The following is a 14,518-nucleotide window of genomic DNA, read 5'->3' on the forward strand; positions in this document are numbered from 1 at the left end:
TCCGCGCGAAGGGCCGCGCGGCGATTTCCCATTTCTGATTCGTCCGGTTACCGTTACCGCATGGCACAGAAACCTGTACCCAATGCGTTGACTCTTGAGCTGACGGATGTCGTCGCCGAGAACATCGATCGCCACCGCGATACCGCGGAGCTTTGGTACGCCCATGAGCACGTCCCCTACGACGAGGGCGAGAACTTCGCCTTCCTGGGCGGACGCGACTGGGAGCCCTCTGATGTCAAGCTGCCCAAGGCCGTCGTCGACGCCATCCAGATCCTGCTGATCACCAAGGACAACCTGGCCGGCTACCACCGCGAGATGGTCGAGCACTTCTCGCTGGAGATCATCCCGTGGGCCGACTTCATCGGCCGCTGGACCGCCGAGGAGAACCTGCACGCCATCGCGCTGCGCGAGTACCTCGTGGTGACCCGTAACGCCGACCCCAACGGCGACGAGGACACCCGGCTGGCTCACGTCATGAAGGGCTACCGGGCCGACTCGTACAACCAGATCGAGACGCTGGTGTTCAACGCGTTCTTCGAGCAGATGCACGCGGTGTTCGTTCAGAACCTGGCCGCGCAGGCTGACGATGTGGTGCTCAAGGGCCTGCTCGCGAACATCGAGAAGGACGAGCGTCGTCACGAGCAGATCTACAGCAACATCGTGCTCGAATGCCTGCGTCTTTACCCCGAGGACACCATTGCCGCCATCAAGGCGCGCGCCGCGGAACTGAAGGTTATCGGGGCCGATATCGATGGCTATGAGGACAAGGTCGCCTCGGTGGCCGAGGCCGGAATCATCGACGCGGTCACCGTGCAGGATGTGGTCCGCGAACTCACCGACAAGTGGGGCGTCACCGAGCGGCTCTGATCGCTCGCCGAGTGTCGACCGATGGCGGGGGACACTCGCGTTTTCTGTGTGACAACTCGACACTCGCGCGAAATGTGCGTTAACCCGGAGTTAGTCAACACGCTCGATTCGGTGCGCGGCATCTGCGCGTAGGTGCGAGTAGCGTCAAAAGCGATGGCTAGCGACATGCTTTGCTATCCGGGAGGTACTGATCGTGGCGAAAACGACAGGACCGGCCCCGGTCCTGATGTGGACGGTCTCACGAGGCGTCCACACACGGTACCGACCGCGTCCACGACAGATCGCGTGTGGTGCCGCACGGATGTCAGGAGCGCTCGGTGACTGCTTCAAAGAACCCTGGGACAATCCGTACCTATGTGCTCGACACCTCGGTGTTGTTGTCCGACCCTTGGGCCACAAACCGATTCGCCGAACACGAGGTAGTGATCCCGTTGGTGGTGATCAGCGAGCTGGAAGGCAAGCGTCACCATCACGAGTTGGGTTGGTTCGCCCGCACTGCGTTGCGGATGCTCGATGATCTGCGGTTGGAGTATGGCCGCCTTGATCAGTCCATTCCTGTAGGGACACAGGGTGGTTCGCTGCACGTCGAGCTGAATCACACCGATCCCTCGGTGCTGCCCGTGGGCTTCCGCACCGACTCCAACGACTCTCGGATTCTGGCGTGCGCACTCAACCTCGCCGCCGAGGGCAAGCTGGTTACGTTGGTGAGCAAGGACATCCCGCTGCGCGTCAAGGCCGGTGCGGTGGGCTTGGCCGCCGACGAGTACCGGGCCCAGGACGTGGTGAACTCGGGCTGGACGGGCATGACCGAACTGGACACCACTGCCGAGGTCATCGACTCGCTCTTCGAGGCGGGCGAGGCCGATCTGGAGGCGGCGCGAGATCTCCCGTGCCACACCGGAGTTCGGTTACTCGGCGGCACCTCGAGCGCTCTTGGCCGAGTCAACGCGGAGAAGCGGGTGCAGTTGGTTCGCGGTGACCGTGAGGTCTTCGGACTGCGTGGTCGCTCCGCGGAACAGCGTGTGGCACTGGACATCCTGCTCGATGAGTCGGTAGGCATCGTTTCCCTGGGCGGCAAGGCAGGCACCGGTAAATCGGCGCTGGCGCTGTGTGCCGGACTGGAAGCGGTGCTGGAGCGCCGCAGTCACCGCAAGGTCGTGGTGTTTCGGCCGCTGTACGCGGTAGGCGGTCAGGAGTTGGGCTATCTGCCGGGCAGCGAGAGCGAGAAGATGGGCCCGTGGGCGCAGGCCGTCTTCGACACCCTCGAAGGTCTGGCGTCGCCGGCAGTCATCGAAGAAGTGCTGTCGCGCGGCATGCTCGAGGTGCTCCCACTCACGCACATCCGCGGACGGTCCCTGCATGACTCCTTTGTGATCGTCGACGAGGCGCAGTCCCTGGAGCGCAACGTGCTGCTGACCGTGCTGTCGCGGTTGGGCACCGGCTCTCGGGTGGTGCTCACCCACGACGTCGCGCAGCGTGACAACCTGCGTGTCGGTCGTCACGACGGTGTCGCCGCGGTGATCGAGAAGCTCAAGGGACATCCGCTGTTCGCGCACGTCACACTGGTACGCAGCGAGCGGTCACCCATCGCGGCGCTGGTCACGGAGATGCTGGAGGAGTTCGGCCCCGGGCTCTCTTCCTGAACTGACGGTTACGCTGTGGGGCGTGCTATCCAAGCGTGATGTCTTTCGGTGGACGATGGTCGCGGCCGCTGTGGGAAGTTTGATCGCGGCCGCGATCGTCGTCACCGACAAGCAGCGCGCCCTCGCCGAGCCGGTGGACTGCCAACGCGAGAAGTGTGTCGCGCTGACATTCGATGACGGGCCCAGCCCGTTCACCGACCGGCTGTTGGAGGTCCTGCGAGCCAACGGCGCGCACTCGACCTTCTTCGAAATCGGCAACAAGGTTCAGCGCGACCCGGCGGGCGCCAAACGAGTGGTGGATGCCGGGATGGAACTCGGCAGCCATACCTGGGAACACCCCAACATGACGACGATCCCGCCGGAGGCGATCGCGAGCCAGCTGAGTAAGGCCAGTGATGCGATCGAAGCGGCCACGGGCAAGCGCCCCAAGCTGTTCCGAACCGCCGGTGGCCTGATCAACGACCAGGTGCTGGCCGAGGCCAAGAAACAGGGGCTGGCCGATATCAACTGGGATGTGATCCCGTTCGACTGGGCCAACGATTCGAACACCGACGCCACCCGGGCCATCCTGATGTCGCAGATCAAGCCGGGATCTGTGGTGCTGTTCCACGACACCTACTCCAGCACAGTGGATCTGGTTGAGCAGTTTCTCCCGGTGCTCAGGGCCAACGGATACCACGCGGTCACCGTCACGAAGCTGCTCGGCCCGCGTGAACCCGGTAGCAGTTACGGCAGCCGCGATAACGGGCCACCTGTGAACCTGCTGAAAGATATTCCGGAGTCGGAGATTCCGCCGCTGCCGAACACTCCGTCGCCGCTGCCCGCGACGAACATCCCCATCACCGACCTGCCCAACCAGGGTGCGGGTGGACCGGCCGTCGGGCAGTAGTGGTGCGACTCGTCGCCTTGGCGTTGATCACGGCATTGCTTGTCGGACCCGCCAGCGTCGTACTTCCCGCTCCTCAGCGTTACGTTGCGACGATCAGCCGAGACGAACGCGGTGTCCCGCATGTCAGCGCGGATGATTGGGGCTCACTGGGTTACGGCACCGGGTATGCGTTCGCGGAGGATCGCGCCTGCACACTGATCGATCAGATCATCAAGGTCCGCGGCGAGCGCAGCAAGTGGCTGGGGCCGGGTGCCGGCAATCGGAACATCGATATGGACTTCGGTTACCGCCACCTGAAGCTGTGGGAGAACGCGCCCAAACGCTGGGCCGATCAGCCGGCCAGAGTGGGTGAGCTCGTCGACGGATACGTCGCCGGATTCAACGAGTCCCTGTCGCTCAACGGCGTGAACGGTGGCTGGTGCGACGGTGCGGGTTGGGTCGGCCCGATCACGGCGCAGGACTTGTACGCGCATTTCTCCGATGTCGTGATGACGGTGTCCAGCATCTCCATGATCACCGAAATCGGTAGGGCACAGCCGCCTTCAGGCACGTCGGCGCCGCACCCGGGTGCGCTGCCCGCCCCACCACGGATGGGAAGCAACGGATGGGCGTTGGGGTCGGAACGCTCCAGCACCGGCGGTGGCTTACTACTGGCGAACCCGCATTACCCCTGGACGGGCGAGAACCGTCTGTGGGAGGCGCATCAGAGCATCCCCGGACAACTCAACGTCTACGGCGTCGGATTGTCCGGAATGCCGTTGGTGCAACTCGGATTCACCGATGCGGTGGCCTGGACGGCCACCGTGGCAGCCGGGCGCCGTTTCGCGCTGTATCGCTACGACCTGGATCCGTCCGACCCCACCGCGTACTACGTGGACGGACAGCGCCAGGTGATGACGGCCGACCCCATCACCATCGAAGTGGCCGGCGAACAAGGCATCTCGCCGATGAGCCGCACCCTCTACTCCACCAAACACGGACCGGTAGCCGACGTGGACACCGTGGGCTGGACGCGGGCGCAGGCCATCGCGATGGCCGATGCCAACGCCGATACCAACACCACGCTGACCCAGTATCTGGGCATGGCCACCGCGAAATCCATGGACGATTTCCAGGATGTTTTCCGGGCCAATCGCGGAGTGCCATGGATGAATACCGTCTCGACGAGCGCCGACGGACGTGCCTGGATTGTCGACAGCTCCGCCACCCCCAACCTGTCCAGGGAGGCGCTCGCCGCATGGGCGGTGGATCGCGAAAAGCCGGGACTGATCAGGGATGCGTATCGCTCCGCGGGCATGGTGGTGCTGAATGGCTCCCGGTCGCTTTTCGACTGGGCCGACGATGACAACGCCGCGGCGCCCGGGCTTATCGGGTACGACCACATGCCCCAGCTCGAGCGGCGAGACTACGTCTTCAACGCCAATGACAGTATGTGGCTTGCTCATCCGGATCAGCTGCTCACCGGCTATCAGCCACAGCAGGGCGGCGAGGGGTGGATGCTGACGCCCCGCACCAAGACCAACGCGCGCCTCCTCGCCGAGAACAGCGGCAGGTGGACGATTGACGATGTGGGCGCCGCGTTGTTCTCCGATCGCGCGATCCTGGCCGATCAGCTGCGTATACCGCTGGTACGGGCTTGCACGGCGACCAAGGTTGTCGACGGTGTGGACCTGGCCCCGGCATGCTCGGCGCTGGCCGCCTGGGATGGCAGATTCACCAAGACCGCGCGCGGTGCCGCCGTGTTCCGCGAATGGCTCTCCCGCTTCACCCCTGAGGAGCGAAAGGACCGCGGCAGGCTTTTCGCCGACGGGTTCAATCCGTCCAATCCCATTGGCTCGCCAGCGGTTCCGGTCACCGACGTTGGACCCTGGCTCACCGAACTGGCGGCCGCCGTGCGGCTGTTGCAGCGCGCCGGCATTCCGGTCGATGCGCCCTTGGGGGACCTGCAACGCGAGGTGCATACCGGACGGCTGCTGCCGATCGGTGGTGGAACCGACATCGAAGGCGCCGCCAACATCGTGGATTGCTGCTCCTGGGGCACCAGCTCCGAGCCGCAACCCAGTCCCGGTGAACGCCTGCAACCCGGCACGGAGCTGCGCGCCATCCCCGGCCCTTCGGGGGTACTCAACGGGTACCCCATCCAGGAGGGCGACAGCTTCATCATGGCGCTGCAATACGGTCCCGACGGGCCGGATGCGAAAGGCCTTCTGGTCTACGGCAACCCGGATGACTCCAGGAACCCCGCGTACTACGCGGGCGCGCAGGCATTCAGTGCCGAACAGCTGCGCCCGTTGGCGTTCACCGCCGCCGATGTCGCCAAGGAGGCGGTGTCCACGGTCACGATATCGAGGCCGCGCTAATCTGCCCGGGATTCCCCGGATGCCGCGAACCACAGCGCCAGTGCCATGAGCACCGCCGTCACCAACAGGCCGAGTCCTTCGAACAGTCCCAGGGTCTGGCCCTGGTGATGGTTGGTATCCACCAGATGGCTCACGGTGTGCAGCACCCAGTGGCCGGTGGCAATGGCCAGCGCGGGGACCCGCCACGACGGCCACTTCACCGCGGCCAGCAGCGCCAGCCCTACCGGGATCGCGAAGGACCCGAAGTCGAACAGGTAGTGGTCGTTTCGCACGCCGAACGCACCGAGCGTGTCGAAGAACGATTCGGGGGCCACAATCGCCCAGGTCCCCGTCACCGCCTGGTAGATACCGGCGATGACGAGGACCAGATGGACGAACCGAGCCTTAATTAATCTTTGACCTTCGCCATGGCGAGCACGTCCAGGCGCTTGTCCAGTTCCTCGATGCTCAGCTTGTCGCCGATGAGGCCGCGATCGATGACGGTCTGGCGAATGGTCTTGCGCTCCTTGAGTGCTTCCTTCGCGACGGCCGCCGCCTCTTCGTAGCCGATGGCCGAGTTCAGCGGGGTGACAATCGACGGGGAGGACTCCGCCAGCGTCTTCAGGTGCTCCTCGTTGGCCACCAGGCCGTCCACGCACTTGTCGACGAAGAGGCGAGACACGTTGGCCAGCAACGTGAACGACTCCAGCAGGTTGCGCGCCATCACGGGGATGTACACGTTGAGTTCAAAGGCACCGGACAGTCCGCCGACGGTGATGGCGGCGTCGTTGCCGATGACCTGTGCGGCCACCTGGGTCACGGCCTCGGGCAGCACCGGGTTGACCTTGCCGGGCATGATCGAGCTGCCGGGCTGCAGGTCGGGGAGCTGGATCTCGCCCAGGCCGGTCAGCGGCCCGGAGCCCATCCACCGAATGTCGTTGGCAATCTTGGTCAATGACGCGGCGATGGTCTTCAGCGCGCCTGACGCCTCGACCAGTCCGTCACGAGCGGCCTGCGCCTCGAACGAGTCGGCGGCGGTCTTCAGCTCCGACAGGCCCGTCGACTTCTTGAGTTCCTCGACGACCTTGGCGCCGAAGCCGTCGGGGGCGTTGAGGCCGGTGCCGACGGCGGTACCGCCGATGGGCAGCTCACCGAGACGGGGGAGCGTCGCCTTCACGCGCTCCGCGCCGGCCTCGATCTGGCGGGCGTAGCCGCCGAATTCCTGGCCCAGGGTCACCGGCACCGCATCCATCAGGTGGGTGCGGCCGGACTTGACCACGGTCTTCCAGGCCTTGGCCTTGGTGGCCAGCGCCTGCTGCAGGTAGTCCAGCGCGGGAATCAGGTCGCGCACAGCGGCTTCCGTCGCGGCCAGGTGCGTGGCCGTCGGGAAGGTGTCGTTGGAGGACTGCGACATGTTCACGTCGTCATTCGGGTGCACCGTCACGCCGCTGTTGGCGGCGATCGAGGCGATCACCTCGTTGGCGTTCATGTTCGAGCTGGTGCCCGAGCCGGTCTGGAACACGTCGATGGGGAACTGGTCGTCGTGCTTGCCGTCGGCGATCTCGGCGGCGGCGGCGATGATGGCGTCAGCCTTGGCCGGGTCCAGCAGACCCAGGTCCTTGTTCACCTGCGCGCAGGCGCCCTTGAGGAGGCCGAGCGCACGGATCTGGGTGCGCTCCAGGCCGCGCCCCGAGATGGGGAAGTTCTCGACGGCGCGCTGAGTCTGCGCGCGCCACAGTGCTTCCACGGGCACCCGGACCTCGCCCATGGTGTCGTGCTCGATGCGGTACTGCTGTTCAGACAATGGTCTTCCTTCTCGTCGTCGATGATGGAATTAGGGGAGGGGGTGGGTGGCGCCGTCGTCGCCGGTGAAGTCGACCGCGGAGTACTCGCGGAGCTTGGTGAGGCGGTGGTACGCCTCGATCATCCGGACGGTGCCGGACTTGGAGCGCATCACGATCGACTGCGTGGTGCAGCCGCCGCCGAAGTACCGGACACCCTGCAGCAGATCGCCGTCGGTGACGCCGGTTGCGCAGAAGAAGACGTTTTCGCCGGAAACCAGGTCCTCGGTGGTCAGGATCTGATCCAAGTCGTACCCGGCGTCGATGGCTTTCTGGCGTTCCTCGTCATCGCGCGGGGCGAGCTTGCCGTGGATGGCACCGCCCATGCAACGCATGGCGGCCGCGGCGATGATGCCCTCGGGCGTGCCACCGATACCCAGCAGCATGTCGGTGCCGGAGTTGGGGCGGGCCGTCGAGATGGCACCGGCCACGTCGCCGTCGGAAATGAGGCGGATGCGGGCGCCGGTCTCGCGGACGTTCTGGATCAGCTCGCCGTGGCGGGGGCGGTCCAGGATGCAGACGGTGATGTCGGAGACCGAACAGTTGCGGACCTTGGCGACGCGCTTGATGTTCTCCGAAACGGGGGCTGTGATGTCGATGACATCGGCGGCGTCGGGGCCGACAGCGATCTTCTCCATGTAGAAGACGGCCGACGGGTCGAACATCGCGCCGCGCTCGGACACTGCGAGCACCGAGATGGCGTTCGGCATGCCCTTGCTCATCAGGGTGGTTCCGTCCACCGGGTCCACCGCGAAATCGCAGTCCGGGCCGTCGCCGTTGCCGACTTCCTCGCCGTTGTAGAGCATCGGGGCGTTGTCCTTCTCGCCCTCGCCGATGACTACCACGCCGCGCATGGAAACCGAGTTGACCAGCTCACGCATGGCGTCGACGGCGGCGCCGTCACCCTTCTCCTTCTCACCGCGGCCGACCCATCGACCTGCGGCCATGGCACCCGCCTCGGTCACTCTGACCAGCTCTAACGCCAGGTTGCGGTCCGGGGCTTCTCTGCGCGACGGGCTCATGGGTTGTGATTGTTTCATGCGCGCCTGCAAGGATGGGGGCGTGGGAGGCGCACCCGATCCGGACCAAGATTCCGGACCCGACGATCGCATCGCCGTGCCCGCACCCCGTCCGGCCAAGCCGCGGTTGTTTCAGGACGGCCGGGACATGTTCTGGTCGATGGCTCCGCTGGTAGTCGCGTGCATCGTGCTGGCCGGACTGCTGGGGATGTGTTCCTTCACGCCGAATGGGCCGACGGTCGGTGAGCCGCCCTCGTATGACGCGCACGCCGCGCTGCAGGCCGATGCCCGGCAGTTTCCGTTCCCGGTCCGGGAGCCGTCGCTGCCCGCGGGTTGGCGGGCCAACTCCGGTGGGCGCGACAGCGTCGAGGGGATGCCGCTGTCCAAGGTGGGCTACCTGAGCCCGACCGGTACCTACATGGCGGTGGTGCAAAGCGGTGCCCCCGAGGAGAAGCTGGTCCCGAAGCTCGACAGTGGGCTGGTGCCCCGCGGGCCGGAGAATGTCGACGGCGTGAGCTGGGTGGCCTACGAGGGTGGCGAGGGCACGGAGCCGCTGTGGGCGACCCGGCTGGACAACTCGGTGACCGTCGCCCTCACCGGGTCCGGAAACACCGAAGACTTCCGGACCGTCGCGCGCGCGGTGCAAACCGCTAAGCCGCTGCCGCGCTAGGGGCGCGCATCTAGGTGTTGGCGCCTCGTGCTGCCACCGCCCAGCGGCGCGGGCCGCCCGAGGCATCCACCACTAGCGTGTCGACCAGGTTCACCGCATTGCACAGATGGTTCGGCGCGATGCGCAGACGGGTGCCCGCAGCCGGTGCCGCCCCGGGGAACTCGATGGTTGCGTGGTGCTCGGACAGCGCGACGATGCGCGCATCCGGTTCGCTGATTACCCGTCCGAAACCGGTGGCCCAGCCCGGCCGGTCGGCGCCCAGGATCTTGCTGCCCGCATCCACGACGGCGGTCCGGTCGCGGGTGTGCACCACTGTGGTGACGGCACTGAGGGCGATGTCGTCGAGCGTGCAGACCTCCAACTCGAACTGCTGGGCATCGTTGAACGGGTAGACACCCGGTCGTACCTCGGTCAGCACCGTGTTGTCGGCGGCTTCGACGGTGGGGGTGGAGCCGCCGCTGATCACGGACGGCTCGATCCCCTGTGCGCGCAGGCTGTCGGCGGCCGCCCCAAGTGCGTGAGATTCCTGAGCGGCGACCTCTGCGCGGTGGCCGGGTGTGTAGCCGTGGCCCGGAAATGTGAAGACACCCACGACATTCAGTCCGGCAGCGCGCGCTGCCGCCGCAACGTCACCGGCCTCGGCCGGAACGACCCCGGTGCGGTGATGGCCGGAGTCGACCTCGATGACGACGGTGATGGGTACATCGGCGAGATACTCGGCCAACTGCTGGGCACCCGCGAGGGAATCCACCCCCACGCGCAGTTGCGCGCGGGCGGTCACCTTCCGTATCCGGTCCGCCTTCTGCGGAGTTAGCCACAGCGGGTAGGCGATGAACAGATCGGTGAATCCCGCGTCCGCGAAGACCTCGGCCTCACCGATCGTGGCGACGGTAAGACCAATGGCTCCACTGTCGATCTGGCGCTGTGCTATCTCAACACACTTGTGGCTCTTGGCATGTGGCCGCAGCTGGACCCCGGTGCCGCGGAGGCGACCCGCCAGCCGTGCGATGTTGCGGTCCATCACCGCCAGATCGACGGCCAGGAAAGGGGTGTCGATATCGTCCAGACCACAAGGTTGCATCGTGTCAGACATGTCTTGACACTAATCGGAGTCCAGCGCGTCCTCGATGCGCTTGCGTGCGCCTGCCAGGTGCTCCTCGCAGCGTTTGGCCAGTGCCTCACCGCGTTCCCAGAGCGCCAGCGAGGTGTCCAGATCCAGCCCGCCCTGTTCGAGCTGCTGCACGACCTCGATGAGCTCGGCGCGCGCCTGCTCGTAACCGAGTTCGGCGGGATTGGTCATGACGATTCTCCTGTCACGGTTGCGGTCACGGCACCATCGGAAACGCGCACACGCAGCGATGCCCCTGCGGGTGCATCGGTCACCGTCCGCAGCACCTCCACCGTGCCATCGTCGCGTACCCGTTGCACCACTGAGTACCCACGGGCCAGGGTAGCGGCGGGTCCCAGCGTGGCCAGCTGCGCCGATAAGTGGCCTACCCGTTGCGATTCGGATTCCACCAGCCGCTTCATATCGCGGCGCAATGCCGTTCGCGCGACGGCGATTTCATCCTGGCGCACGGTGACCATCCGGAGCGGATCGGCCAGCACCGGCCGGCTGCGTACCTGGTCCAGCCCGCGCTGCTCGCGTTGCACCCAGTTGCGCAATGCCTGAGCCGAACGCCGTCGCAGGTCCAGAATCAACGCCTGTTCGGCCGCCGCGTCGGGCACCAGTTTCTTGGCCGCGTCGGTGGGTGTGGCCGCGCGCAGGTCCGCCACCAGATCGGAGAGCGGGTTGTCCGGCTCATGCCCAACGGCGCTGACTACCGGGGTGCGGCATGCCGAAATCGCGCGGCACAGGGTCTCATCGGAGAACGGCAGCAGGTCCTCCACGCTGCCACCGCCACGGGCCAGCACGATCACGTCCACCCCGGGGTCGGCATCCAGCGCCTGTAGCGCGGCAACGATCTCGGCGACCGCGTGCGGGCCCTGCACGGGAGTGTTGCGGACCGTGAATTGCACTGCGGGCCAACGCGACAAGGCCACCGAGGTCACGTCGTGCTCGGCGGCGCTGGCCCGGCCGGTGATCAGGCCGATGCGGGACGGCAGGAACGGGACCGGGCGCTTGAGTCGCGCGTCGAACAGTCCCTCGGCGGCCAGCAACTGACGCAGCCGCTCGATCCGGGCCAGCAGCTCACCGATACCTACCGCACGGATCTCGCTGAGCCGCAAAGAAAACGATCCGCGCACCGTGTAGAAGGTGGGTTTACCGCACACCACCACCTGGGTGCCTTCGGTCAGCTTCACCGGGGCGTTGCGCACCATGTCGGGCGGGCACGTCACGGTCAGCGACATATCGGCGGCCGGGTCGCGCAGCACCATGAACACCGTCTTGCTGCCGGGCCGGACATCGATCTGTGTCAGCTGACCTTCCACCCACACCTGGCCCAGGCGGTCGATCCACTTGGCCACCCGGGTCGCAACAGCGCGGACCGGCCACGGGTTTTCGGGGCTTGTCCCCGGATCAGCCACGGGCAGCGGCGCGGGTGATCCTGTTCGCGAGCAAGGTCTGATACGGCGCGCGGGCCTTGTGCGCGTCTTCGTAGGTCAGCAGCTCTTCGAGCTCGCTCACGGACAGCGACTGCAGCCGCGCCCGCAGCTGCGCCAGTGTCAGGTCGTGATAGCCGAGCTCGACGACGACATCGGGAGCGTTCGGATCCGCCGGTTCGGCGGGGGCCGCAGGCGCTGCCTTTTTGGCGGGGGCCTTCTTGGCGGCTGCCTTCTTCGCCGGCGCCTTACGCGGTGCGGCCTTCGCGGCTACCGGCGCGGCCTCGGGGGCCGGTGCGGCTGCCTCGGGCTCGGAATCCGATGGCGTCGTGGGTTCCGAGGAGTACAGCGCAAACCGTCCCTGGGTCATCCGCTCGGCCGCGTCCTCGTAGACGGCGTTGGCCTGCGTCTCGTCGGGGTCGGGTGCATCGAGTTCGTCGATGTCCTCATCGAAGGTGGCCCACTCGGGCTGCTCCTCGGTGGGCGGGAAGATGTTTTCCCAGGTCTCGTCGCCCTTGATGGCCAATTCCGTGACTGTCTGCTGGAACCGCATGAAGTTCTGCACGGTCTGGCTGGCGGCCGTCATGGGATAGGTCAGCACCGCCTGCGGCAGCTTGCGGGTCTCTTCAAGAACGGTGGCGGCGACCCCAAGAAGCAACCGGACGCCGAACGGAGGACGAATCATAGGTCCAAGCTTGCCTTACGTCGGTCGTGCAGCGAAAGGCTGGGCCGTAAGCTGGTGACTATGGCTGCAGTCGATATGGGCACTCCGGGGATGGTGAGCACCGTCGTCGGCCCGGCGACGAGCAAGCGCGTGCTGCTGGCTGAGCCGCGCGGCTACTGCGCTGGTGTCGATCGTGCGGTGGAGACCGTGGAGCGGGCGCTGGAGAAGCACGGCGCCCCCGTCTACGTGCGGCACGAGATCGTGCACAACCGATATGTGGTGGACACGCTGGCCAAGGCGGGTGCGATCTTCGTCGATGAGACCGACGAGGTGCCCGAGGGCGCGATCGTCGTGTTCTCCGCGCACGGTGTTGCGCCGACCGTGCACCAGGACGCGGCCGCGCGGAACCTGAAGACCATCGATGCCACCTGCCCGCTGGTCACCAAGGTGCATCAGGAGGCCAAGCGGTTCGCCCGCGACGACTTCGACATCCTGCTGATCGGTCACGAGGGCCATGAGGAAGTCATCGGTACCGCCGGTGAGGCTCCCGATCACGTGCAGCTGGTCGACGGCCCCAGCTCGGTGGACAAGGTCACCGTGCGTGACGAGAAGAAGGTCATCTGGCTGTCCCAGACGACGCTGAGCGTCGACGAGACCATGGAGACCGTGCAGCGCCTGCGCGAGCGCTTCCCGACGCTGCAGGACCCGCCTAGCGACGATATCTGCTACGCCACCCAGAACCGTCAGGTCGCGGTGAAGGCGATGGCCCCCGAATGTGAGTTGGTGATCGTCGTCGGCTCGCGCAACTCATCGAACTCGGTGCGGTTGGTCGAGGTCGCCCTCGGTGCCGGCTCCAACGCTTCCTACCTGGTCGACTACGCCGAGGACATCGACCCGGCCTGGCTTGAGGGCGTGACAACGGTCGGCGTCACGTCGGGTGCTTCGGTGCCGGAGGTGTTGGTGCGCGGGGTGTTGGAGCGGCTCGCTGAGCACGGATACGGGCAGGTGCAGCCGGTCACCACGGCCAATGAAACATTGGTGTTCTCGCTGCCGCGTGAACTGCGGGCCGCGCGACACTAGTTCGCGCTAGCGGTCGTAGTCCCAGGCGTCGTCGTATCGATCCGGACGGCGCCGTGGAGGAGCCGGTGGACGCTCATCTCTGTACCTGACGGCGGGGCGGTGCGGCTCACGCGCGGGTTCTGCGCGGGGCTCCCGGTAGCGGGGCCGCGGTTCATACCCGTAGTCGTCGTACTCGTCGCGAGCCCGTCGCGCGGGACGGCGTTCGGTCCGCATCGGGCGCTCGTCTTCCCACGGGGTGCCGACCGCCGATGCCCGCCGCGAGACGGGTTCGGAATCGGGTGCCGGACGGCGACGTGTGCCGGATTCGTGCCGTCCGTGGCGTGTCCGGGCGACGGCCTCGTCGGGGCGGGGCCGTCGGGTCCGCGTGGTTGTTCCCGCGCTCCTGCCCGTGGTGTCGGCGTCGGCATCCACCAGCGCCTGTACCCGGGTCCGTGAGGACGTCCTCGGCTTGGTGGCCTTTGTGGTCTTCGCGGCCTTGGGCTTGGCCGTTTTTTCTTTGGCGGGCTTACTGGTGAAGATCCCCCAGTACCAGCGCACCACTCCGATGATCAGCACGCCCAACGCGGTGCTGATCATCAGCGGGAAGCGTTCGATCAGCGGGTACCCGGTGGTGATGGCCATGTTCCTGATGCCATCGGCGGGTCCCTTCGACATGATCATGTAGGCCATCGGGATGCTCGCGAACAGGATCAGCGGCGGCTGCACGACGGCGGTGAAGATCGATGAATACCGCACCGCGAAAACCGCTAGGACGCATCCCGCCGCGTAGCAGCCGGCGAACGCGCCGGTCAGCTTCTCACCATTGGCCATCGCGTCAATTGCGAAACCGAGCGCGGTGCCAGCGACCGCGATCAGGATTGCGCCCCACCACGGCACACCCGGGATATCGGGGTGCGCAGACCGGTGATCGGCTTCCACCGATGAGCGGGCGCGTTGACCTGTCACATGTTGAAAGGTACCGG

At 66.3% G+C, this 14,518-nt stretch carries 14 protein-coding genes; 6 read left to right on the top strand and 8 right to left on the bottom strand.

Annotated features, from left to right (window positions below):
* Positions 1 to 60: 60 nt before the first annotated feature.
* The 4 genes from BB28_RS05970 to BB28_RS05985 all read left to right on the top strand — a co-directional run bounded on the left by BB28_RS05970 (position 61) and on the right by BB28_RS05985 (position 5,759).
* Entirely contained in the window at positions 61 to 867 is an 807-nt protein-coding gene (locus BB28_RS05970) for an acyl-ACP desaturase (RefSeq protein ID WP_046252831.1), read from the top strand.
* Positions 868 to 1,154: 287 nt separating this feature from the next.
* Positions 1,155 to 2,510 (top strand): PhoH family protein, encoded by a 1,356-nt coding sequence (locus tag BB28_RS05975; protein WP_191985248.1) that lies wholly within the window; start codon positions 1,155 to 1,157, stop codon positions 2,508 to 2,510.
* Between the two features lie 22 nt (positions 2,511 to 2,532).
* On the top strand, positions 2,533 to 3,399 hold the full coding sequence (locus BB28_RS05980; protein ID WP_109550637.1) for a polysaccharide deacetylase family protein: 867 nt from the start codon (positions 2,533 to 2,535) through the stop codon (positions 3,397 to 3,399).
* A 2-nt stretch (positions 3,400 to 3,401) separates the two neighbouring features.
* Positions 3,402 to 5,759 carry a penicillin acylase family protein gene (locus BB28_RS05985; protein ID WP_052740367.1) on the top strand — a complete coding sequence of 786 codons (2,358 nt, stop codon included), beginning with the start codon at positions 3,402 to 3,404 and terminating at the stop codon, positions 5,757 to 5,759.
* On the opposite strand, the gene BB28_RS05990 is transcribed toward BB28_RS05985, so the two are convergent.
* Genes BB28_RS05990 through glpX form a run of 3 tightly spaced genes read right to left on the bottom strand, consistent with a single transcriptional unit; the run spans position 5,756 to position 8,601 of the window.
* Complete coding sequence (locus tag BB28_RS05990; RefSeq protein WP_225422002.1) at positions 5,756 to 6,094, bottom strand: hypothetical protein; 339 nt, start codon at positions 6,092 to 6,094, stop codon at positions 5,756 to 5,758. The two genes, BB28_RS05985 and BB28_RS05990, sit on opposite strands and share 4 nt — an antisense overlap.
* A gap of 53 nt (positions 6,095 to 6,147) precedes the next feature.
* On the bottom strand, positions 6,148 to 7,542 hold the full coding sequence (locus BB28_RS05995; RefSeq protein ID WP_075874225.1) for a class II fumarate hydratase: 1,395 nt from the start codon (positions 7,540 to 7,542) through the stop codon (positions 6,148 to 6,150).
* A 30-nt stretch (positions 7,543 to 7,572) separates the two neighbouring features.
* Positions 7,573 to 8,601 (bottom strand): class II fructose-bisphosphatase, encoded by a 1,029-nt coding sequence (gene glpX, locus BB28_RS06000; RefSeq protein WP_046255576.1) that lies wholly within the window; start codon positions 8,599 to 8,601, stop codon positions 7,573 to 7,575.
* A 94-nt stretch (positions 8,602 to 8,695) separates the two neighbouring features.
* Between glpX and BB28_RS06005 the strand changes: the two genes are divergently transcribed.
* Entirely contained in the window at positions 8,696 to 9,268 is a 573-nt protein-coding gene (locus BB28_RS06005; protein WP_046255577.1) for a DUF4245 domain-containing protein, read from the top strand.
* Positions 9,269 to 9,278: 10 nt separating this feature from the next.
* Here the strand turns inward: BB28_RS06005 and BB28_RS06010 are convergent, their stop codons facing one another.
* From BB28_RS06010 to BB28_RS06025, 4 genes are read right to left on the bottom strand one after another with little or no spacing between them, the layout of a single operon-like run.
* Entirely contained in the window at positions 9,279 to 10,361 is a 1,083-nt protein-coding gene (locus BB28_RS06010; RefSeq protein WP_046252834.1) for a D-TA family PLP-dependent enzyme, read from the bottom strand.
* 9 nt (positions 10,362 to 10,370) lie between these two features.
* Entirely contained in the window at positions 10,371 to 10,568 is a 198-nt protein-coding gene (locus tag BB28_RS06015) for an exodeoxyribonuclease VII small subunit (protein WP_046252835.1), read from the bottom strand.
* Positions 10,565 to 11,797, bottom strand: coding sequence for an exodeoxyribonuclease VII large subunit (xseA, locus tag BB28_RS06020; RefSeq protein WP_046252836.1), 1,233 nt, complete (start codon positions 11,795 to 11,797; stop codon positions 10,565 to 10,567). Before xseA ends, BB28_RS06015 begins: the two co-directional genes overlap by 4 nt.
* Positions 11,790 to 12,497, bottom strand: a complete 708-nt coding sequence (locus BB28_RS06025) for a lipid droplet-associated protein (protein ID WP_046252837.1) — start codon at positions 12,495 to 12,497, stop codon at positions 11,790 to 11,792. The genes xseA and BB28_RS06025 overlap by 8 nt, the downstream gene beginning before the upstream one ends.
* Before the next feature lie 60 nt (positions 12,498 to 12,557).
* Between BB28_RS06025 and BB28_RS06030 the strand changes: the two genes are divergently transcribed.
* Positions 12,558 to 13,556: a 4-hydroxy-3-methylbut-2-enyl diphosphate reductase gene (locus BB28_RS06030; protein ID WP_046252838.1), complete on the top strand. Its 999-nt coding sequence runs from the start codon at positions 12,558 to 12,560 to the stop codon at positions 13,554 to 13,556.
* 6 nt (positions 13,557 to 13,562) lie between these two features.
* Here the strand turns inward: BB28_RS06030 and BB28_RS06035 are convergent, their stop codons facing one another.
* Complete coding sequence (locus BB28_RS06035; RefSeq protein WP_046252839.1) at positions 13,563 to 14,501, bottom strand: DUF6542 domain-containing protein; 939 nt, start codon at positions 14,499 to 14,501, stop codon at positions 13,563 to 13,565.
* Positions 14,502 to 14,518 lie beyond the last annotated feature (17 nt).

Source organism: Mycobacteroides chelonae CCUG 47445 (genome assembly GCF_001632805.1).
GTDB lineage: Bacteria > Actinomycetota > Actinomycetes > Mycobacteriales > Mycobacteriaceae > Mycobacterium > Mycobacterium chelonae.

What these genes read in the sequence shown, in the direction of transcription:
- BB28_RS05970 (WP_046252831.1), top strand. Translation starts at nt 61, where the DNA reads ATGGCACAGAAACCTGTACCCAATGCGTTGACTCTTGAGCTGACGGAT.
- glpX (WP_046255576.1), bottom strand. Translation starts at nt 8,601, where the DNA reads ATGAGCCCGTCGCGCAGAGAAGCCCCGGACCGCAACCTGGCGTTAGAG.
- BB28_RS06010 (WP_046252834.1), bottom strand. Translation starts at nt 10,361, where the DNA reads ATGTCTGACACGATGCAACCTTGTGGTCTGGACGATATCGACACCCCT.
- BB28_RS06015 (WP_046252835.1), bottom strand. Translation starts at nt 10,568, where the DNA reads ATGACCAATCCCGCCGAACTCGGTTACGAGCAGGCGCGCGCCGAGCTC.
- BB28_RS06025 (WP_046252837.1), bottom strand. Translation starts at nt 12,497, where the DNA reads ATGATTCGTCCTCCGTTCGGCGTCCGGTTGCTTCTTGGGGTCGCCGCC.
- BB28_RS06030 (WP_046252838.1), top strand. Translation starts at nt 12,558, where the DNA reads ATGGCTGCAGTCGATATGGGCACTCCGGGGATGGTGAGCACCGTCGTC.